Origin of the sequence: Mycobacterium sp. (genome assembly GCF_035499775.1) — a bacterium.
GTDB lineage: Bacteria > Actinomycetota > Actinomycetes > Mycobacteriales > Mycobacteriaceae > Mycobacterium.
The window spans coordinates 1-21,905 of sequence record NZ_DATJYB010000162.1 but is presented as its reverse complement, the minus strand read 5'-3'; the positions used below and the strand labels follow the sequence as shown (position 1 = coordinate 21,905).

At 66.9% G+C, this 21,905-nt stretch carries 14 protein-coding genes and 1 pseudogene; 4 read left to right on the top strand and 11 right to left on the bottom strand.

Going from position 1 to position 21,905, the window contains the following annotated elements:
• The 4 genes and pseudogenes from VML93_RS10900 to VML93_RS10885 all read left to right on the top strand — a co-directional run.
• Window positions 1-104 (top strand): annotated as a pseudogene (locus tag VML93_RS10900) (hypothetical protein); the annotation flags it as partial.
• A gap of 578 nt (window positions 105-682) precedes the next feature.
• Entirely contained in the window at window positions 683-883 is a 201-nt protein-coding gene (locus VML93_RS10895) for a hypothetical protein (protein WP_325610438.1), read from the top strand.
• Between the two features lie 18 nt (window positions 884-901).
• The gene (locus tag VML93_RS10890; protein WP_325610437.1) at window positions 902-1,870 is read left to right on the top strand and encodes a hypothetical protein; all 969 of its coding nucleotides are present in this window, start codon (window positions 902-904) and stop codon (window positions 1,868-1,870) included.
• A 59-nt stretch (window positions 1,871-1,929) separates the two neighbouring features.
• Window positions 1,930-2,355: a YybH family protein gene (locus tag VML93_RS10885; RefSeq protein ID WP_325610435.1), complete on the top strand. Its 426-nt coding sequence runs from the start codon at window positions 1,930-1,932 to the stop codon at window positions 2,353-2,355.
• Between the two features lie 36 nt (window positions 2,356-2,391).
• Here VML93_RS10885 and VML93_RS10880 read toward each other — a convergent pair whose 3' ends face one another.
• The 11 genes from VML93_RS10880 to glf form a co-directional block, all read right to left on the bottom strand.
• Window positions 2,392-3,957 carry an acyl-CoA carboxylase subunit beta gene (locus VML93_RS10880; RefSeq protein ID WP_325610443.1) on the bottom strand — a complete coding sequence of 522 codons (1,566 nt, stop codon included), beginning with the start codon at window positions 3,955-3,957 and terminating at the stop codon, window positions 2,392-2,394.
• Between the two features lie 9 nt (window positions 3,958-3,966).
• Window positions 3,967-9,288: a polyketide synthase Pks13 gene (gene pks13 / locus VML93_RS10875; protein WP_325610433.1), complete on the bottom strand. Its 5,322-nt coding sequence runs from the start codon at window positions 9,286-9,288 to the stop codon at window positions 3,967-3,969.
• Window positions 9,289-9,299: 11 nt separating this feature from the next.
• Window positions 9,300-11,189, bottom strand: a complete 1,890-nt coding sequence (gene fadD32, locus VML93_RS10870; protein ID WP_325610431.1) for a long-chain-fatty-acid--AMP ligase FadD32 — start codon at window positions 11,187-11,189, stop codon at window positions 9,300-9,302.
• Between the two features lie 272 nt (window positions 11,190-11,461).
• Window positions 11,462-12,490, bottom strand: coding sequence for a cutinase family protein (locus tag VML93_RS10865; RefSeq protein ID WP_325610429.1), 1,029 nt, complete (start codon window positions 12,488-12,490; stop codon window positions 11,462-11,464).
• A gap of 144 nt (window positions 12,491-12,634) precedes the next feature.
• Window positions 12,635-13,510: an esterase family protein gene (locus VML93_RS10860; protein WP_414686331.1), complete on the bottom strand. Its 876-nt coding sequence runs from the start codon at window positions 13,508-13,510 to the stop codon at window positions 12,635-12,637.
• A gap of 222 nt (window positions 13,511-13,732) precedes the next feature.
• Window positions 13,733-14,794 (bottom strand): diacylglycerol acyltransferase/mycolyltransferase Ag85A, encoded by a 1,062-nt coding sequence (gene ag85A / locus VML93_RS10855; protein ID WP_325610428.1) that lies wholly within the window; start codon window positions 14,792-14,794, stop codon window positions 13,733-13,735.
• A gap of 357 nt (window positions 14,795-15,151) precedes the next feature.
• Window positions 15,152-17,173, bottom strand: coding sequence for a terminal beta-(1->2)-arabinofuranosyltransferase (gene aftB / locus VML93_RS10850; protein WP_414686330.1), 2,022 nt, complete (start codon window positions 17,171-17,173; stop codon window positions 15,152-15,154).
• Complete coding sequence (locus VML93_RS10845) at window positions 17,148-18,065, bottom strand: decaprenyl-phosphate phosphoribosyltransferase (protein WP_325610426.1); 918 nt, start codon at window positions 18,063-18,065, stop codon at window positions 17,148-17,150. The genes aftB and VML93_RS10845 overlap by 26 nt, the downstream gene beginning before the upstream one ends.
• Window positions 18,066-18,071: 6 nt before the next feature.
• On the bottom strand, window positions 18,072-18,599 hold the full coding sequence (locus tag VML93_RS10840; protein ID WP_325610424.1) for a phosphatase PAP2 family protein: 528 nt from the start codon (window positions 18,597-18,599) through the stop codon (window positions 18,072-18,074).
• Window positions 18,596-20,494, bottom strand: a complete 1,899-nt coding sequence (locus tag VML93_RS10835; RefSeq protein ID WP_325610422.1) for a glycosyltransferase — start codon at window positions 20,492-20,494, stop codon at window positions 18,596-18,598. Before VML93_RS10835 ends, VML93_RS10840 begins: the two co-directional genes overlap by 4 nt.
• A complete protein-coding gene (gene glf, locus VML93_RS10830; RefSeq protein WP_325610420.1) occupies window positions 20,491-21,690 on the bottom strand; it encodes a UDP-galactopyranose mutase in 1,200 nt (399 codons plus the stop codon). The genes VML93_RS10835 and glf overlap by 4 nt, the downstream gene beginning before the upstream one ends.
• Between the last annotated feature and the right edge of the window lie 215 nt (window positions 21,691-21,905).

Here is a 21,905-nt window from a genome sequence, read left to right as displayed (position 1 = left end):
AAGTGGTGCCGTTCATCGGCCTCAAGTATCCCGAAGGTGTGGCGGTGAATGGCACCGGCACCGTCTACGTCACCGATTTCGGTAACAACCGAGTGCTGAAACTGCCGGTCCAGTAGCGGTCGCACCGACTGCGGCCCGGGCGACTGCGGCGCACCAGCGTTTGCGGAGCTTTTCGGCGTGTTTGCGGCCGCCGAGTGCGGTGGTGCCCGCGATGTTGGTGATTCGCGGCGCGGTGGGGCTTTTAGGCGTTTAGTGTGAATTCCTCGGGTATGTGCTGGCCTGGTGGGAGGATCCGGGTGGACGGTGGCTAATAACCGGGTGCTGACGCTGCCGGTGCACTAGCCCGCTCGCAAGAGCCACGGCGACCTGCAGCGCACCACGGCTGCCCAACCCGACCCGTCGTCGGCTGCACGGACGTTGACGGACCTACCGGCAACTGCGTCGACGACCCACAGTGGGCTTCGCGCAGTCAAACCACACCCGTAACCGGGCCACTCCCCGATGTCGCCGAGGCGGCCGCCGTGTCCAACGGCCAACTCTGAGCCAACGTCCCGGGCCGCTGTCGACCGCCTGCGTTTGCCGGGGCCTCCCCTTTCCTCGGACCGCCCCTGACCACCCTTCTGCCGCCGGGCTCGCCGCCCGCGCCGGCGACGTCAACGTCACCAACAACGGCAACGGCACGGTGTCGGTGATCAGCCCCAGCAACACTGTGCTGACGGCGATTTCGGTCAGCAGCAATCCCGTCGGGGTGGCGGTCAGCTCCACCGGCGATGTCTACGTCACCAATGCGTCCAGCGACACGGTGTCGGTGATCGGCCCCACCAACACCGTCCTGAACATCATCACCGTCGGCCACGACCCAACCGGGATCGCGGTGGCGTGAGCCCCTACGATTGGACCGGTGTTGCGTCATCCATTGCTCATTGCCGTCACGTTGGTTCTGGCGCTGGTCGCCGGATGCGGGAGCACGAACAGCTCAGCGGGCAAACCCAGTTCAAGCAAAGCCGCCAGCGAGCCGCCGGGCACCCAGACGACGCTTCCCCTCATGCTCGATGGAATTGCTGCGGCAGTTGCGGTAACCGACCACGGTGTCTTCGTTGCCGACACCGGCAAAGGCAACAAGATCGACAATCTCGGCGGCAGCTACGGGGACAGAGGTGGCCGGGTGTTGACGCTGGAGGCGGGCGCGTCCACTCAGAAGGACGTCTCGACGAACGTCGGGGTGCCGATCAGCCTGGCCGCAGGGCCTGACGGGGCGATCTACGTTCTCACCGTCAACCCCAGGGGCGTCGTGCAATTTCCCGCCGGTTCGACGGACCCGGTGCGGATGCCGTTTGAATTCGGAACACGCATCAGCGACCCGTCCCCGTGGAAGATCGCCGTGACACCGGCCGGGGACGTGGTCGTGCTGACCGACCGAAGCCTCTTGCTGTTACCGAAGGGCGCCCAAGCAGCCAAGGCGATCGGCCCAACCGCCGAGAGGCGGTTTGTCGCCGTAGACCCAAAGGGCGCAATCTATTTCGTCGGCTCATCGATGAGTGACGTCATCAGGGTCATCGACAGCGGCTCGACGGAACCTCGCAAGTTCGAAGCATCGGACAGCGCGCATCCGACGAAGCGGACCGTCGCGATGGCTTTCGACACGAACAGCGACCGATACGAGCTCGCCGAGGAATGCGGGCCGGGTCAAGAGCCTGGACTGCTACGCCCCTGCAAGGCCTACGTGTACAGCTTGAGCAAGTTCGCCAACAACTCCGCCACGCCCACCGACATCCCGGTTCAGGGGCTGACGTCGGCCACCAGCGTGGCAGTCGGGCCGACGGGCATCTACATCGCCGACGGCAATCGCGTCGTAAAGATCGCCAAGTAGCGCGAGCCGGTCGAGTGTGGAGTCTTGTCCAGACGGCCTGATAGTTGCAGGCTTCTCGAATGGGCACGCGGACGAAACCAGGCATTGAACTCAACGCCATTCACCCGGCCGTCGAAGCAGCGGTGAACGACGGAGACATCGACGGCCTTGTGGCGCTTTACGCGGAAGACGCCACGATGGTCCTGGTAGACGGATCCACCATCACCGGATTACCCGCGATCCGCGAGGAGTGGTTGGGGCTTCTCGCGATGAACGGTCACATAACGATCCGCAGTCGATTCGCCATCGCCGCCGGGGACCTTGCTGTGCTGAGCAACGAATGGACGTTCGAGGTTGGCGGAGGACAACTTTCGTCGGTGACGGCTGAGGTGGCGCGGCGTCAACCGGACGGAGGTTGGCTCTACGTCGTCGATCACCCGTACGCCGGTTCGGAACCCGACGAACTAGCCGCGATCATCGCCGCGACGACGCAAACACCCGCCTGAGCCCCCGCGAGCAGCTGCCAGGGCAGCTGCTCGCCGTTAAACCGGTATCAGCCCGTGCTTGCGGCCCACCCGCCACCACAGCTGCTTGTCCCGCAGCAGGTGCATCGACTTGCGGATCAGCAGCCGCGTTTGGTGCGGGTCGATGACCGCGTCGATGAACCCGCGCTCGGCGGCGATCCACGGGATCGCCATGTTGAGGTTGTAGCCCTCGATGAAGTCCTTCTTGATCGCCTGCGCCTCGGGCGTCGTCGGGTCCGGGAACCGCTTCATCAGCAGCTGCGCGGCTCCCTCCGCCCCGATCACCGCGATGCGCGCGGTGGGCCAGGCGAAGTTGAAGTCGGCGGTCAGCTGCCGCGACCCCATCACCGCGTAGGCGCCACCATAGGACTTGCGGATGGTGATGGTCACCTTGGGCACATCAGCCTCCACGACGGCGTAGAGGAACCGCCCGCCGCGCTTGATGATGCCGTTCTTCTCCTGCTCGGCCCCCGGCATGAAGCCGGGTGTATCCACCACGAAAACCAATGGCACATCGAACGAGTCACAGAATCGAATGAACCGCGCCGCCTTGTCGGACGCCTCGTTGTCGATCGCCCCGGACAGGTGCATCGGCTGGTTGGCCACCACGCCGACCGGACGCCCGTCGACCCGGGCGAACCCGGTGATGATCGCCGGTCCGGCCTGGGCGGCGACATCGAGGAAGTCGCCGTCATCGAAGATCCGCAGCAGGATCTCGTGCATGTCATAGGCCATGTTGTCGGAGTCGGGCACGATCGAGTCGAGCTCCAGGTCGCTGGGCGTGAGCTCAGGCTCGAGCCCCGGATTGACGACCGGTGCCTTCTCGAAGCAGTTGGCCGGCAGGAACGACAGGAAGTCGCGCACGTACTGGAAGCCTTCGGCTTCGGAGTCCACCACCTGGTGGATGTTGCCGTAGCGGGCCTGGGCATCCGAGCCCCCAAGCTCGTCGAGGGTGACATCTTCGCCCGTGACTTCCCGGATCACGTCCGGCCCGGTGACGAAGAAATAGCCCTGGTCGCGCACCGAGACCAGCAGGTCGTCCTGGATCGGCGAATACACCGCTCCACCAGCGCATTTGCCGAAGATCAGGGAGATCTGCGGCACCAAGCCGCTCAAAATCTCGTGGCGGCGGCCCAGCTCGGCGTACCAGGCCAGCGAAGTGGCCGCGTCCTGGATGCGGGCACCGCCGGAGTCCTGGATGCCGATGATCGGGCACCCCATCATCGCGCACCACTCCATCAGCCGGGCCACCTTGCGGCCGAACATCTCGCCGACCGTGCCCTGAAACACGGTCTGGTCGTGGGAGAACACCCCCACCGGCCGGCCGTTGATCATGCCGTGCCCGGTGACCACGCCGTCGCCGTAGAGCGCGTTGGGATCACCGGGCGTCTTGCACAGCGCGCCGATTTCCAAGAAGGTGCCCGGATCGACGAGCGAGTGCACCCGTGCGCGCGCGCTCGGGATGCCCTTCTTGTCGCGCTTGGCGGCGGCCTTCTCACCACCGGGCTCTTTGGCCAGCTCGAGACGAGCGCGCAGCTCGGCCAGCTTCTCGGCGGTGGTGTGCTGGATAGGAGCCGGCGCCATCTCGGTCACTTAGTTGCCTACCTCACTGCTGCGGTCAGCATCGATATTGTCCAGCGCGCGGCTCATGTGTTCGCCCACCTTGGCGATGACCGGCTCGTCGATGGCCTGGATGTGCTCACCACCGATCGGCACCACCTCGAGGTCGGCGACGTACTCACCCCAGCCGCCGTCCGGCTTGCGAACGGCGTACCGCGGTTCGAACATGATCGCGTCGTCATGGTAGCGATCGGCCATGTAGAGCGTGACATGGCCGTCGTACGGCTGGATCTGGGCGGTGTCGATCGCGCGGTTGTCCAGGTACGACGTGCGCTGGTGCTCGATGATCCCGGCCGGGATCTGCACCCCGCTCTGGCCGACGGCGTCCAGCACGAACCGGACCTGTCCCTCGTCGTCCAACTCCTCGAGCTGCTCGTAGGGGATCTCCGGAATGGTGACGTTGAAGGTCTTCTCGGCGAACTTGGCGTACCGGTCCCAGCGCTTGCGGATCTCCTCCTTGGTCTGCGGGATCTCCTCGCCCGCGCGCACCGCGTCGATCAGCCCGACCCAGCGGACGTCCTTGCCCAGCCGCTTCAGCCCGATCGCGCACGCGTAGGCCAGCACCCCGCCCAGCGACCAGCCGGCCAGGATGTAGGGCCCGTCGCCCTGCATCTCGATCAGCTTGGGAACGTAGGCAGCCGCACGCTCTTCGATCGAGCCTTCGACCCGCTCGAACCCGTACATCGGGGTATCCGCCGGCAGCCGGTTGAGCAGCGGCTCGTAGACCACCGTCGAGCCACCGGCCGGGTGGAACACGAACACCGGTACCCGGGAACTGCCTTCGGGACGCGCCCGCAGGGTGCGCACGAAACCGTCGATCGTGCCGGCCTCCAGATAGCCGCGCACCTTCTCGGCCAGCTCCTCGATGTTCGACGAGCTCAGCACGTCCTCGACGGTGATCGGCCCCTCGGCACGTTCCGATAGCCGCTGCGCCATCTTGGCGGCGCTGGCCTCGTCCAGCGCGGGCAGCGTGTTGAAGATGCCGCCCGGCGTCTTGCCGGTGACGATCGCCCAGGTGGCGAACGTGACCCGCTCGGCGGCGTCGCGCGGCGGCACGTCGGAGTTGAGTGCCGCGGCGACGGCCTGCTGGTTGAGCGCCTCCGCAACGGCGGCCAGGTTGGGCTGCGCGCCGTTACCCGATGGGCCCGACGGATCCGTCGGCGGCGGCGGAATCGACGGGTCAGCGGCCTCCGGCTCGGGTGCTGACGCGGTCGACGGCGTCTTGCCGTGCAGCAATTCCGCCTGCGCCCGGCCGATTTCCTCAGCCGTCTGAGCCTTCTGGTAGTCGTGCAGCTGCTCGACCTCGTCGCGGTGCTCGATCGCGTACTCGATCAGCTTCTCGACGTTGTAGAGGTTGGCGTCGCGGACCGCCTGCAACTGGATCGGCGGCAGGTCGAAGTCATACTCGACGCGGTTCTTGATCCGCACCGCCATCAGCGAGTCCAGGCCGAGCTCGATCAGCGGCACTTCCCACGGCAGATCCTCGGGCTCGTAGCCCATGGCCGCGGCCACGATGGTGCCCAGCCGCTCGGCGATCGTCTCGCCCGACTCCGGGGACCACTTGGTGAAGCCCGCCGGCATGTAGCGGGTGGTCAGGCTGTCACCCAGCGTTTCGGACTCGATGTCCTCCCCCGCGCTGATCGCGGCAGCACGCGGGTCCTCGGTCGGCAACTCGGCGGCGGGCGCAATAGCAACCGCGGTCCCGACGCCAACCGCCGCCGGCAGCACCGCTTCCGAACCGCCGCGCGCCACCAGCGCGTCGTACACCAGCGTGAACGACTCGTCGATCCGCGCGTGCACCTGAACCGAGGCGCCGCCGGGGTGGCGAGTCAGCGTCGTCACCAATTTGGCACCCAGGCCGGGCGTCGCCCGCAGCTCCGAGGCCGTCAGTTGCGCGTCCGGCAGCACCTCGGAGGCGGCGGTCCGCACCAACGCGGCGAGATCCGTCTGCTCCCGGGGCGCGTACTCCCAGACGTGGCGACCGTCCGGCAGCGCGACATGGGCACCCGGCATCAGCACCGAGCCGCCACCGCCGAAGTGCGCGGGCAGCCAGTGCTCCTTGCGCTTGAACCGGGTGGGCGGGATGTTGGCGAAATCTGTCGGGCTGGCCGGCCCGGCTGCCCGCGGGAACAGCGTCCGGATGTCCAGGTCGTGGCCGTACACATACAGCTGCGCCATGGTCGAGACCATCGACTCGACTTCGTCCTGCTTGCGGGCCAGTGTCGGGATCAGCTGGGCGTCATGCAGGCCGGCCGACGCCGTGGTCAGACCCACCTGCATCAGGGCCACCGGGTTGGGCGCCAGCTCCAGGAACGTGGTGTACCCGCTGTCCACGGCATTGCGGATGCCGTGCGTGAAGTACACCGAGTGCCGCATTCCCTTGATCCAGTAGTCGACGTCGTGGATAGGGTCACCGCCGGGCTTGACGAAGGTGCCCTCGTGCACGGTCGAGAAGATTCCGACCCCCGGGGTCAGCGGCTTGATGCCCTGCAGTTCCGCGGAGAACTCACCGAGCAGCGGGTCCATCTGCGAGGTGTGGCCGGCGCCCTTGGTCTGGAGCTTGCGGGCGAACTTGCCCTCGGATTCCGCGCGGGCGACGATCGCGTCGATCTGCTCGGGCGGGCCACCGATGACGGTCTGGCTGGGCGCGGCGTAGACGCACACCTCCAGGTCCGGGAAGTCGGCGAACACCGTCTTCAGTTCGTCGGCGGAGTACTCGACGATCGCCATGAACCGGATGTACTCGCCGAACAGCATCGCCTCGCCCTCGCCCATCAGGTGCGAGCGCGAGCAGATCACCCGGGTTGCGTCCGCCAGCGACAGCCCACCGGCGAAGTAGGCCGACGCGGGCTCGCCGAGCGATTGGCCGATCACCGCGGCGGGCTTGGCGCCGTGATGCCTGAGCAGCTCGCCCAGCGCGATCTGGATCGCGAAGATGGTGACGTTGCTGGTTTCGATGCCGTAATCGTGCGAGTCGTCGAGGATCAGCTCGAGCACCGAGTAGCCGCGCTCGTCCTGGATCAGCGCGTCGACCTTCTCGATCCATTCGGCGAACACTTCGTTGCGCAGGTACAGGCTCTTGCCCATCTTGCGGTGCTGCGCGCCGAAACCGGCCATTGTCCACACCGGGCCGCTGGTCACGGGCCCGTCGGTGCTGAATGTGTTCGGCCGCTGCTTGCCCTCGGCGACCGCGCGCAGGCCCTTGACGGCTTCCTCGTGGTCGTGCGCGAGAACGACCGCGCGGGATCGGCCGTGGTTGCGCCGCGACAGCGACCGGCCGATCGACTCCAGCGACGAGGCCTGCCCTTCGGGCGTCTCCATCCAGTCCGCCAGCTCGGCGGCGGCGGCCTTCTTGCGCGACGTCAAGAACGCCGACACCGCCAGCGGGATCAGCGGCTTGGTGGGTTCTGCAGCCTCTTGTGCGGCGAGCTCTTCCAGCGCGACTTCCTTGAGCCGCAGCGCTTCCTCGGTGACACCCGGCAGCTCGTACTCCGGCTCCTCGGCCGCGGGGGTGCCGGTGATGATGTTGCCGAAGTCGTCGAACTGCAGCGCGTGGCCTTCCAGGGCCGGCGCCTCGGTCGCGCCAGCGGCGACCTTCTGCTCGGGGGCGGGCTCGGGCTCCCGCTCGATCACGTCTCGGGGCAGGACCTCGCGCACCACCATGTGCGCATTGGCGCCACCGAAGCCGAAGCTGGACACCCCGGCCAGCGCGTAGCCGCCGTAGCGTGGCCAGTCGGTGGGCTGGTCGATCACCTTCAGCCGCATCGCGTCGAAGTCGATGTACGGGCTGGGCCCGGCGTAGTTGATGGACGGCGGCAGCTTGTCGTGCTGCAGGGCCAGCACCACCTTGGCCATGCTGGCCGCGCCGGCGGCCGACTCCAGGTGGCCCACATTGGTTTTGATCGCGCCCAGCAGCGCCGGGCGGTCGGCGGGACGGCCCCGGCCGACGACGCGGCCCAGCGCCTCGGCCTCGATCGGGTCACCGAGGATGGTGCCGGTGCCGTGCGCCTCGACATAGTCGACGTTGCGCGGGTCGATGCCGGCGTCCTTGTAGGCCCGGCGCAGCACCTCGGCCTGCGCGTCCTGGTTGGGGGCGATCAGGCCATTGGAACGGCCGTCGTGGTTGACCGCGCTGCCCGCGATGACGGCCAGGATCTGGTCACCGTCGCGGCGGGCGTCGTCAACCCGCTTGAGAACCAGCATGCCCGCGCCCTCGGAGCGGACGTAACCGTCGGCGTCCGACGAGAACGACTTGATCCGGCCGTCGGGAGACAGCACCGCGCCGATCTCGTCGAATCCCAGCGTGACCATCGGGGTGATCAGCGCGTTGACGCCACCGGCGAGCACCACATCGGCCTCGCCCTGACGCAGCGCTTGCACGCCCTGATGCATCGCCACCAGCGAACTCGAGCAAGCGGTGTCGATCGTCACCGAAGGCCCGCGGAAGTCGTAGAAGTACGACACCCGGTTCGCGATGATCGAGCTGGCGGTACCGGTGATCGCGTAGGGATGGGTGACCGACGGGTCGGAGATGGCCAGGAAGCTGTAATCGTTGGTGGAGCTGCCGACGTAGACGCCGACGGCCTTGCCGCGCAGGCTCGACGCCGGGATACGGGCGTGCTCAAGCGCCTCCCAGGTCAGCTCCAGCGCCATCCGCTGCTGCGGGTCGATGTTGTCGGCCTCGGTCTTGGCCACTGCGAAGAACTCGGAGTCGAAGCCCTTGATGTCCTTCAGGTAGCCGCCGCGGGTGCGGGCCTGCGCGACACGAGCGGCGAGGCGCGGCTCATCGAGGAACTCCGACCAGCGGCCCTCGGGTGGCTCGGTGATGGCGTCGCGGCCCTCCAACAGCGCCTGCCAAGTCTCCTCGGGGCTGTTCATGTCCCCGGGCAGCCGGGTGGCCAGGCCGACGATCGCGATGTCGACACGCTCGGCCGGGCCAGTGCGCGACCAGTCCATGTCGTCGTCGGCGGCATTGTCGATCTCGGGCTCGCCCTCGATGATCCGGGTCGCCAGCGACTCGATGGTCGGGTGCTGGAACGCCACCGCCACCGACAGCGTGACGCCGGTCAGGTCCTCGATGTCGGCGGCCATCGCCACGGCGTCCCGGGACGCCAGGCCGAGCTCGACCATCGGCACCGACTCGTCGATCGAGTCCGGTGACTTCCCGACCGCGTTGCCGACCCATTCGCGCAGCCACTGCCGCATCTCGGGGACCGTCATCTCGGTCTTCTCGGCGGGCACGTTCCCCGCTTCGGTGCTGTCGGTGTTCTCCGCAGAATCGTCTATCTCAGACATCAGTACCTAACTCAGGATTCGGTCGCAAAGACCGTCGGGGACGCGATGCCGCTGCGCAGGCTGCCGTCGAGGTAGGCGGTGCGGCATGCGCGGCGGCCGATCTTGCCGCTGGAAGTACGTGGAATGGTCCCGGCCTGCACCAGCAGCACGTCGCGCACGGTCACCCCGTGCCCGACGGCGATGGCCGCCCGGATGTCGTCGGCGATGGGCTGGTAGTCCAGCTTGTGCGCACCGGTGGCCCGTTCGCCGACGATCACCAACTGCTCGGAGGTGTCCTCGTCGTCGAATTTCAGGCCGGCGTGCGGGTCGTCGAACACGCTCTGGGGCAGCTGGTTGGCCGGCACCGAGAAGGCGGCGACGTAGCCGACGCGCAGCGCCTTGGTCGACTCCTGCGCCGTGTACTCCAGGTCCTGCGGGTAATGGTTGCGGCCGTCGATGATGACCAGGTCCTTGATCCGGCCCGCTATATAGAGGTGTCCGTCGTGGTAGGTGCCGTAGTCGCCGGTGCGCACCCACAGGCCGTCGTCGGCGGCGCCCTCGGCGTGCGACTCGGGGATCCGCGACTTGAGGATGTTCCGGAAGATTTCGGTGGTCTGGTCTTCCTTGCCCCAGTAGCCGACGCCCAGGTTCTTGCCGTGCAGCCAGATCTCGCCGATCTGCCCGTCCGGCAGCTCGCTGGCCGTCTCGGTGTCGACGATGGCCGCCCATTCGTCGACGCCGATCTTGCCCGCGGAGACCTGCGCGACGGCGTTCGGCGAGTCGGCGGGCACCTCCACGAAGCGCTGCTTGTTCAGCTCGTCGCGGTCCACGTGGATGACCCTGGGCGTCTCGTCCATCGGGGTGGTCGACACGAACAGCGTCGCCTCGGCCAGACCGTACGACGGCTTGACCGCGGTCTCCTTCAGGCCGTAGGGCGCGAAGGCGTCGAAGAACTTGCGCATCGACGCCGGTGACACCGGCTCGCTGCCGTTGAGGATTCCCTTGACGTTGCTCAGGTCCAGTTCCGGCTCGTCGTCGCGGGGCAGGCCGCGCATCGCGGCGTGCTCGAACGCGAAGTTCGGCGCGGCCGAGAATGTCCCGCCGGTCTCCCCGGGCTTGCGGGCCAGCTCGCGAATCCAGCGGCCGGGCCGGCGTACGAACGCGGCGGGCGTCATGAAGGTGAAGCTGTGCCCGAACACCGGCGACAGCAGCGCGGTGATCAGGCCCATGTCGTGGAAGAACGGAAGCCAGCTCACGCCGCGGTCACCTTCGGTGCCGTCCAGCGCGTTCAGCACCTGCACCACATTGGTGGGCAGGTTCAGGTGGGTGATCTGCACACCGGTCGGGGTGCGGGTGGAGCCAGAGGTGTACTGCAGGTACGCGGTGGTGCCCTCGTTGGCGTCCGGCTCCTGCCAGGTGGCGGCGACCTCGGTGGGCACCGCGTCGACGGCGATGACGCGCGGCCGTTCCTTGGCCGCGCGGGCCCGGATGAACTTGCGGACTCCCTCGGCGGAGTCGGTGGTGGTCAGGATCGTCGACGGGGCGCAGTCGTCGAGCACCGCGTGCAACCGGCCGACGTGACCCGGCTCGGCGGGGTCGAACAGCGGCACCGCGATCCGTCCGGAGTACAGCGCGCCGAAGAAGGAAACGAGGTAGTCCAGGTTCTGGGGGCACAGGATGGCGATGCGGTCACCCGGCTGGGTAACCTGCTGCAGACGCGCTCCCACGGCACGGTTGCGGGCGCTGAAGTCCGACCATGAAATGTCGCGCTCGACACCGTCCCGTTCGGTGGAGTAGTCCAGGAACCGGTAGGCCAGCCTGGCGCCGCGAACCTTGGCCCACCGTTCGACATGCCTGACCATGTTGGTGTTATCCGGAAACCGGATCTTCCCATTCACGATGAACGGGTTGTGGTACGCCATGCCGCCGTCTCCTGTCAGATACTCGCTGTGGTCGGCTGCGCCGACCGGTCTCGCTTGTGTGGTCGGCTTCGCCGACGTTTTACCTCCGCGCGGGCCGACCCACGCACCGCGCATGCTTGCGCCGTTGCCGGGTTGGTGCCAGCTTGGACCCGATCGGGCCAACCAATGCTCTAATGCTCTTAATTTTTTCTTAATGTTAAGGGGCGGCGCGCGGCAGACCAAATCACAAGGTACCGCTGATCGAGCCCGCTATCGGCGCACCAAGCCTTATGTCATCCGTGTTTAGGATGCGGCGCGTTCTCAATGACGCCGTGCGCCCAGTTCAACGTCCAATCGGTCGCCGGCGCGCCGTCCAGGTTCCAGAACTGCGTTGTGGCATACATCGCGTGGATCGGCTGGGCGCCGTTGCCGGCGAGGGTATTCAGCGTGTTCGGCAGGTTGGCGATATTGAACGCCTCTTTCGGGGCGGCGCAGATGAGGTCGCCCGGGGCGCAGATCTCGAAGGTCTTGTCGTTGAGCGTGCCGAACCCGTCGTCTCGCGCGCCGGTCATGGTCAGACCCAGCCCGGACAGCATCGGTATCTCGTGCAGCGTGACCTCGGCACCCTCGCCGGGCGGGTTGGGTCCGATGTCCTTGCCCACATCCACCTGGCGACGGCCGTCGGCGATCAAGGTCACGCCGAGGACCAGGTCGTCGTCGACGGGACCCCGGCCGTTGCCGACCATGCTGGCGATGTCGCCCGCGATCACCGCGCCCTGCGAAAAGCCCAGCAGTACGTAGCTGGTCAGCGGGCATTTGTTGGTCATATCGGTCATCGCCTTGAGCGTGGCCTGCATGCCTTGTTCACGGCTCTCGTTGTAGGACATCTGAGTGTCGCCGCTGAGCGGGTTGTGGAACTGCGCCGTGTAGGGAACGGTGAACGTCTGCACGCGCGACGGGCCGAACTGCTGGCCCAGGGTGTTCACCACGTTGTGCAGCAACGCGTTCGGGAATTGCATCGGTGCAAGCGCAGGATCCTGCAGCGACGACTCCCAGGTGCCGGGAACGTTGATCAACTGCACGTCCGGGCAGGACTGGTCTTGATACGCCGGTCGCGGCTTGTGCGGGTGCGGGCTGGCGGTGGCGGACGGGGGCAGCGCGCCGGGCGGCGCCGCGGGAGGCGTGGACCCCATGGTGGGGGTGCGCAGCATGATCACCACGGCCACGATGACCACGATGACCACCAGCGCCATCGAACAGGCAGCAGCCCAGGCGAGGACTCGGTGGCGTTTACGCCGCGCGTTCTTGGCCGTTTTGGCCATGGCGGTCTCCTGCTGGCAAGTGTCCGTAGGTCGCAGCGACACGGCCGTCCCGACCCCTGCTGCACTGCCTTACACGGTACCGGCTCGCCGCAGCCGGCCATCCGGGCCGCTGAGCGGCGCTCGGCCGTTTCGAGACTCGCCTGGCTACCGAATGGCGCCGACGATGTCACCCGACATCGCGCCCAATTCCGCGCTCCACGATCCCCAGCCGTGGTCGCCGCCGCCCGGGAAGTCGAAGTGGCCGTTGTGCCCGCCGACGGTCCGATACTGCTGGTAGAACGACAGGCTGCTGCCCAGCGCCTGGTCGGCCGCGTCGATCATGGCGACTGGGTCACCATTGGTGACCTTCGGTGCGAAGACCCACACCCGGCTGTTGTTCTGCGCGAGCAACGATGCGTGCACCCAGGGGTCGTGCCACTTCCAGCGGCCCAGCTGTGGCGCACCCCACATGCCGTTGCCGTCGACGCCGCCGTACCGCTGCAGGCCGGCGAGGATCGCGCCGTTCATCGTGGTTTCCGACGGGTACAGGAAGCCCGACATCGAGCCGGCGAAGCCGAACCGGTCGGGGTGGAAGGCGGCCAGCGCCATCGCGCCGTAGCCGCCCTGGGAGGCGCCGACGACGGCGTGGCCACCGGGCGCGAGGCCCTTGTTCGCGGCCAGCCAGTTGGGCAGCTCCTGGGACAGGAACGTGTCCCACTGCTTGCTGCCGTCCTGTTCCCAGTTGGTGTACATGCTGAACGCGCCACCGGCGGGCGCGACTACCGAGATGCCCTTGCCGCCCAGCGTGTTCATCGCGTTGCCCGCGGTGACCCAGTTGCTGACATCGGGGCCGCCGTTGAACGGGTCGAGCAGGTAGACCGCGTGCGGGCCGCCCGCCATGAACGCCACCGGGATGTCCCGGCCCATGGCTCCCGACGGCACCATCAGGGATTCGAACCCGGCCGCCTTCGCGGTGCCGGCCGCGGTTGCCCCGACTCCGGCTATCCCGACCGACAGTGCGGCAACGCAGAGCACCCGCATAACCGTCGACAGACGCCTTATGCCCCTCATGTCCACCTCCATCGTCTGTAGCTGTGTGTGAACACTATCCAGCCCGCACCGGGGCGCGGTAGGCGGGTAGTGAACTACACCACACTTCACACACCCGGAAATGGCTGACGGCGGCGACCCCTCGGAGTCGCCGCCGTCAGCGGTGCTTGTTTCGGAGACTGCCGTCAGGCAATCCCGAGCAACCCAGAAATCCTAGGTGCCGTGGGTGGTACCGCCGGCACCGGGAGACCCGGCGGCGGCAGCAGCAGCGGGGGGCCCGACGGGGCCAGGCGTGGCGCCCAGCACCCGCTGCAGGTCAGGCTTCATCGCGTTGAGCTGCGAACCCCAGTACTCCCAGCTGTGAGTGCCGTTGGCGTCGAAGTTGAACACCGCGTTGTTGCCACCGGCCGCCTTGTAGGCGTCCTGGAACTTCAGGTTGCTGGTGCGCACAAAGCCCTCCAGGAACTTCGCGGGCAGGTTGTCGCCACCCAGTTCCGACGGCTTGCCGTTACCGCAGTAGATCCAGATGCGGGTGTTGTTGGCGACCAGCTTGCCCACCTGAAGCGACGGGTCGTTGTTCTTCCAGGCCGGGTCCTCCTTGGGGCCCCACATGTCCTTGGTCTTGTAGCCGCCCGCGTCACCCATGGCCAGGCCGATCAGCGTGGGCCCCATCGCCTGTGACGGGTCCAGCAGCGCCGAGAGCGAACCGGCGTAGATGAACTGGCCGGGGTGGTCGGCCGCCAGGATCAGCGCCGACGAGCCGGCCATCGACAGACCGACCACCGCGCTGCCGGTGGGCTTGACCTGCTTTTGGCTCTGCAGGAAGGCCGGCAGCTCGCTGGTCAGGAAGGTCTCCCACTTGTAGGTAGTGCAACCGGCCTTACCGCAGGCGGGGCTGTACCAGTCCGAGTAGAAGCTGGACTGTCCGCCGACGGGCATCGCGACCGAGATGCCCGACTGGTAGTACCACTCGAACGCCGGGGTGTTGATGTCCCAGCCGTTGAAGTCGTCCTGTGCGCGCATACCGTCGAGCAGGTACAGCGCGGGCGAGTTGGGGCCGCCGCTTTGGAACTGGACCTTGATCTCGCGGCCCATCGCCGCCGACGGAACCTGCAGATACTCGACTGGCAGGCCTGGCCGGGAGAAAGCTCCCGCAGTCGCGGAGCCCCCGACGGCGCCGATCAGACCCGACAGCACGGCCGCACCAACGGCTCCCACCACGAATCTGCGCGGCATACCTGTCACGGCACCGCGAAACCTGTCAACAAGCTTCATCGTTGCTTTCCTCACCCTCTTAGGCGCATCCAAATACGTTTGGGCGCTTCCCTGAACTAGGTTGAACTCTTTATGGGACGTCGAACTGCAAGCGTCGGACGCTGCAGTGCCCGTGTAGTCAATCACAACTTCGGGCGGTGCCTCACATCGAGCGGGCCCCGCAAACCGCTATTCAACGCACGTCCGACGCGAATTCCGGCTCGAATACCACGCTTTGAACGGACGTTTCCGCATGTGCCCACCCGCCGTAGCCTGCTGGTTAGCGTTGGGATGTGATTTTGCTGTCAATCTCCCGGCACACACCGGAAACATCACTGCAGCCGGCCTTCAAATCTCTACGAAAAACTCTTCGGGAACTCAGTCGCGCGGGGGCGGAGGACCGGCGTCGGGCACATTGAGTCCACACCGGACGAGCTCGAAGAGCGGTACCCGGTCGATGCGGTAGGTGGTGAATTCGTAGGAGTTCACGAAGTTGGAAATGAAGCGGTGCAGGGACATCGGCGCGCGCACCGAACTCAGCACCGCCTCGGTTTCCGGACACTTCAGGGCCGCCACCGCCTCGGCGACCCACTGCTGATCCAGGTATGGGGGAATCCCCGGCGGAATTTTCACCCACGGACCGTCGGCGACCACCCAGTCCGGGAAGAGGTTCTTGTCATGCCCGATCCGGCCGTGCTTCAGCCGCTCGGTATGTTGCGCCAGCGGATTCGCCAGGCCGATTTGGTCGATCACTCTGACATCCAGCCCGACGTTCATGCCCACCATGCCGAGATTGGTGAAAAACACTGCGTGCAAGGGCTTTCCATCGTTGGCCCCCTTGAGCATCGGCACCAGGTCCCATTGGGTGTAGTTGCCCGACGGCAGCAGCAACGCCCCGTCCGGAGTGTTGTTGATGGCCGTCAGGATGGCAGCCATCCTCGGGTAGCCCAGGTAATCGGCGGCGGTCAACGGATGCGCGTGCCCGGTGGCCTGCGCATAGAAGCGGCGCTCGTCGACAATGCCGGTGTAGGTGACCCGGGTGGCGTCGTCACCCATCCCCGGCGAGTTTGCTGCCCACAGTGACCAGCCCGCGACTCCCAGCCACAGCACGCCGGCGGCACCGGCCAACCAGGCACCCGTCTCGCGGGTGAAATCCTTGCCCTCGGGCAGCATCACCGGGATCACCGCCACCGGGGCCAGCAAACAAAATAGCGGTGCGAGCAACACCCGGCCGTGCATGAAGTCGCCGCCCTGCCGGATCCAGTAGAGCGCCTGCAGAAAACCGCTGACGAGGACGAAAACCACTGCGGCCGTGGGACTTTGCACCGCCCGGGCCACCCGGCCGTAGTTGGGTGCCTCCATCGGGCGCAGGAACGATGGCCGGCGGCGGGCCACCATCAACAACAGCCCGAGCGGCACCAGCAGCACCAGCGGCGCCCACAGCGCATAGGGCGCATTGAAATTCGAGAGGTAGGTCATGCCCTGCGACCACTTGTCGCCGGCGGCGTCCTTGGCCAGCGCGGTCCCGGGCACCAGCAGGGCGTAGTAGCCCATCCGGAAGATCTGGTAGGCGACCGGCAGGAAGCCGCCGGCCACCACGATCAGCACCCGGCGCTGCCAGGTACGGGCCGCGATCAGCATCATGATCAGGGCCAGGCCGCCCATCAGCGCCAACTCGGGGCGCACCAGCACGCTCAAACCCGCGACAGAGGCCAGCGCACCGATGAACCACGCGGTGTCCGGACGGTTGCGCAGCGGCTGCGACCAGCAGACCATCATCCACCACAGCAGCCCCAGATACGCCAGCGTCAGCCCGCTCTCCAATCCGGACGTGGCGAAGTCACGCGCCGGTGGCAGCGCGATGTAGACCAGCGCACCGGCAGGCAGCATGATCGCTCTGCGGCCTCGCAGGCTCGGTGCGTACAACCGGCCGGCACCCAGCATCAGCAGCGCCACCCCCAGCACCGAAAGCACCAGGGACTGGAACAACGCCACGTACTCCAGGCGCATCGGTCCGCCGACCCAACTGCCCACATACACCAGATAGGTCCACAGCGTGGAGGTGTTGGCTTCGACGCGCTCGCCCATGTTGAACACCGGACCGTTGCCGGCCAACAGATTTCGCACCGTACGCAGCACGATCAGGCCGTCGTCGGCGATCCAGCGTCGTTGCCAAGCGCCCCAACCGAACAGCAGGACGACGACCACCACGCTGATCCACAGGCTGATCCGGACCACCCGGTGGTAGCGGAAGATCGGCCGAAATACCCGCCTGACCGCGATCGGCCGGCGGCGCATCATCGCGCCGTTGAGGGCCTTGATGCGGATCGGGCCCGTCAGTCCCGGTAGGCCCTTGAGGCGGGTGGTCAGCGGGCTAGCCCCAGGCAACGGCGGCCCCAATTGTTGCGATCCACGCCACGAACAGCAGCTGCAGCACCCGGTCGCGCAGTGCGATGTCCTCGGGCTCGCCGGCCAGGCCACCGTCGACGTCCACCGCATAGCGCAAGATCGCAATGGTGAAGGGGACCATCGACACCGCGTACCAGGACCCCGAGTGGTGGTCGCGCTCGAATGCCCACAGGCCGTAGCACATCACCACCGCGGTGGCTGACAATGTCCAGACGAATCGCAGGTAGGTGCTGGTGTAGCTTTCCAGCGACTTGCGGATCGCCGCGCCGGTACGCTCGGCCAGCTGCAACTCCGCGTAGCGCTTGCCGGCCACCATGAACAGCGACGCGAACGCCGCCGACAGCAAGAACCACTGGGACAGCGGGATGTCGGTTGCCACGCCGCCGGCGATGGCCCGCAGCAGATACGCCGACGACACGATGCAGATGTCAAGCACCGCTTGGTGTTTGAGGCCGAAGCAATAGCCCAGCTGCATGACGATGTACACCGCCATCACCACCGCGAGGTTGGGCTTGTGCAGCGGCAGCCAGGCCACGGCCAGCGACGCCGCGCCCAGGATCACGGCCAGGACGTAGGCCAGCCACTCGGGCACCACACCGGCCGCGATCGGCCGGTATCGCTTGGTGGGGTGCTCCCGGTCGGCTTCGACGTCGCGCACGTCGTTGACCAGGTAGATCGACGAGGCCGCCAGGCTGAACGCCACGAAAGCCACGGCCACCTGAGTCAGCATCTGGTGGTAGTCGTAGCGGATACCGCTGCCCAACCCGGCCACCGGCGCGGCCAGCACCAGCACGTTCTTCACCCACTGCCGCGGGCGGATCGCCTTGATCACGCCGGTGACCAGGTTGCTCGGAGCTTGTCCGGTCATCACGTCTTCACTCATGTTCACTCATGCCCGAGCACCTCTGTCCAGCCGGATGGCGATGTGCGCGACGGCCGCACCCAGGGCAATCCCGGCGACCACGTCGCTGGGATAGTGCACGCCCGCCAGGATTCGCGACAGCGCCATCGGAGGCACCAGTATCCCGCGCAGGGGCAGCCCGGTGGCGTGGCTCATCAGGATGGCCGCGGCCGTGGTGGAGGTGGCGTGGGCCGACGGAAAGCTCAGCTGGCTGGGTGTGCCGACGTTGACCGCGACGGCCGGGTGATGTGGCCGCTTGCGCCGCACCACCCGCTTGACCAGTACCGCGGCGGCATGTGCGGCGAACGCTCCGGCGCCGGCCACCAGCCATTCCCGGCGGCGGCGCGGCGCCAGCACGGCGCCCAGCAGCGACACGGCCACCCAGCCGATGCTGTGCTCGCCGAAGTGCGACAGCCCCCGCGCCGCGGGTAGCACCCCTGGGCGGTCAGCCAGCGCCTGCTGGACGGCCACCATGACGGCGACTTCGCCGGACGGCGGCTCGGCCGGCTCGGTCATGGGTTGTCGCCATCGATCGGCAGCACCATCTCCCACTTCTGCTTGCTGGACAGCACGGGCAACGCGTCGCGGTAGGCCCGGCGCATCTCGTCGAACCGACGGCCCAGCTGCCGCTGGCGGCGCAACGACTTCGTCAGCAGCGAGAACATCTTGGCCCGGTCGCGCTGCCGGTACACCACGCCGCAGCCGTCCGCGGTAGTGACGGTGACACCGTCGACCGTGCAGAGCCGGAACCAGCGTGCGTCCTGGGTGGGCACGTTGTACTCCGGGCGCTGGTGGTGGGCCGGGTCGGCGGCCTTCAGGTTGTGCAGGATGCCGCGGACGAGCCGGTAGCCGATCACCATCGGGTTGACCGGCGGCTTCATCACCTTGTTCTTGTGCAGCGGCGCCGGCAGCTCGCTGGCCGCCGGCAACACCACCGCGTCCGGGAAGGCCGTGCGCATCTGGCGTACTTCCGGCAACGCCGATTCCAGGATGGAGAAGATGTGCTCCGGTCCGGCCAGGAAGTCGTCGATGGCCCTGTTTTGGATCTCCACCGTCGAATATTCAAGGCAGGCAAGGTGTTTCAGCGTCGCCTTGAGGTGGCTGCGGACCAGGCCGGACACGTCCCCGTCCCAGTGCAGCGCCGCGACCACCAGCCGGTTACGCAAGTGGAAGTAGGCCTGCCAGTCGATGGCGTCGTCCTTGTCGCTCCAGGCCATGTGCCAGATCGCAGCGCCCGGCAGCGTGACGGTCGGGTAGCCGTGCTCGGCGGCCCGCAGGCCGTAGTCGGCGTCGTCCCACTTGATGAACAGTGGCAGCGGCTGCCCCAGCTCCTCGGCGACCTGCCGCGGGATCATGCACGTCCACCAGCCGTTGTAGTCGACGTCGATGCGCCGGTGCAGCAGCTTGCTCTTGTCCTCGTCGTCGTTGAGCGGGTACTCGGCGAAGTCGTGGTCGTACTCGGCGTGCGGCGCGGCGGTCCACATGAAGTTCGACCGGTCCACGATTTCGCCCATGATGTGCAGGTGCGACGGCTCCTGCAGGTTGAGCATCTGGCCGCCCACCAGCATCGGGGACTTGGCGAAGCGGTGCATCGCCAGCACCCGCAGGATCGAGTCCGGCTCGATGCGGATGTCGTCGTCCATGAACAGGATCTGCTGGCAGTCGGTGTTTTTCAGGGCCTCGTACATCACCCTGCTGTAGCCGCCGGAACCGCCCAGGTTGGGCTGGTCGTGAATGGAGAGCCGGTTGCCCAGCCGCGCGGCCGCGGCGGGAAAGTCCGGATGGTCGCGCACCTTGCGCACACCCTGGTCGGGCACGATCACCGCGCCGATCACCTCGTCGACCAGCGGGTCGGCGGTGAGTTCGCGAAGGGCGTTCGCGCAGTCGGCCGGGCGGTTGAACGTCGGGATGCCCACGGCGACGTTGGCGATGCCCGGCGCGGGTTCGGTCGCGTACCAGCCACCGCCGACCAGGGTGACCGCGGTGTCGGTGGTGATGTCGAACCAGATCCAGCCGCCGTCCTCGAACGGGTTCAGCGGGACCTCGATCTCGAGCACTTCACCCTGCCCTTGGGCGCCTTCCTCGGTGCCGGTGAACTCGCGGCCCTCGACGAAGATGCGGGCTCCGGTGGCCTTGGTGCGGTAGACGTCGACGCGACCGGCTCCGGTCAGCTCGACGCGCAACACCACCGACGTGCAGATCGTCCAGCGCCGCCAGTAGCTGGCCGGGAACGCATTGAAATACGTGGCGAAGGAAACCTCGGATTCCTTCCCGATGTGCAGCGACGTCCGGCTGGTCGCGTGCGCACGCCGGGAGTTGGTGGTCGACTCCTCCAGGTACAGCTTGCGTACGTCGAGCGGTTCACCCGGCCGCGGCAGGATGATTCGGGACAACAGGCTGACGGCACTCATTCGCGGGCTCCCTCGTCGACCAGCGGCGCACCGTCGCGCAGATGCGGCGCTAGGACGTTGTCGTACATGTTCAGTGCGCTGGCAATGGCCATATGCATATCCAGATATTGATAGGTACCCAACCGTCCGCCGAACAGTACCTTTGACGATGCGGTTTCGGACTTAGCCCTGGCCCGGTAGGCGGCCAACAGGTCGCGGTCGGCCTCGGTATTGATCGGATAGTAGGGCTCGTCGTCGTCTTCGGCGAACCGGGAGTACTCCCGCATGATCACCGTCTTGTCGGTCGGGTAGTCGCGTTCGGCGTGGAAGTGCCGGAACTCGTGGATACGGGTGTAGGGCACGTCGGGGTCGTTGTAGTTCATCACCGGAGTGCCTTGAAAGTCACCGCAATCCCGCAGCACTTCCACCTCGAAGTCCAGGGTGCGCCAGCCCAGTCGGCCTTCGGCGTAGTCGAAGTACCGGTCCAGCGGGCCGGTGTAAACCACCGGTGCGTCGGGACTGTCCGCCCGCAACTGGTCGCGGACGTCGAACCAGTCGGTGTCCAGTCTGACCTCGATGCGGTCGTCGGCGGCCATCCTGGTCAACCACGCGGTGTAGCCGTCGACCGGCAGGCCCTCGTAGGTGTCGCTGAAGTACCGGTTGTTGAACGTGTAGCGCACCGGCAGCCGGGTGATGTTGGCCGCGGGCAGTTCCTTGGGGTCGGTCTGCCACTGCTTGGCGGTGTAGCCCTTGACGAAGGCCTCGTAGAGCGGCCGGCCGATCAGCGAGATGGCCTTCTCCTCGAGGTTCTGCGCGTCGGCGGTGTGAATCTCCGAGGCCTGCTCGGCGATCAGCTGGCGCGCTTCGTCGGGTGTGAAGTAGCGGCCGAAGAACTGCGACACCAGGCCCAGTCCCATCGGGAACTGGTAGGCCTGCCCGTTGTGCATCGCGAACACCCGGTGCTGGTAGCCGTTGAACTCGGTGAACTGGCGCACGTAGTCCCAAACCCTCTTGTTGGAGGTGTGGAACAGGTGGGCACCGTACTTGTGGACCTCGATCCCGGTCTGCGGCTCAGCCTCGGAATACGCATTGCCACCGATGTGCGGGCGGCGGTCGACGACGAGCACGCGCTTTCCCAGTTGAGTAGCCACGCGCTCGGCAACCGTAAGGCCGAAGAATCCAGAGCCGACAACGAGAAGGTCGAAACGAGCGGTCATCGGTTGCTTAGGTTATCCGACCTTGCGGCCAAACCCGATTTGACGACCCGTGGCAAGCGCGGTTTGACCGGTACGGATGGCCGTGACGCGGTCCGGAACCGATCGCTGCCAACAAGGTCGCGATTGCCTCACGATTCGATATCGCCACTCTAGTCACACCAACCTCACTCGTACCATCGAACGTGTGAGGTTCATGCCATGCGTGACGGGCAGAG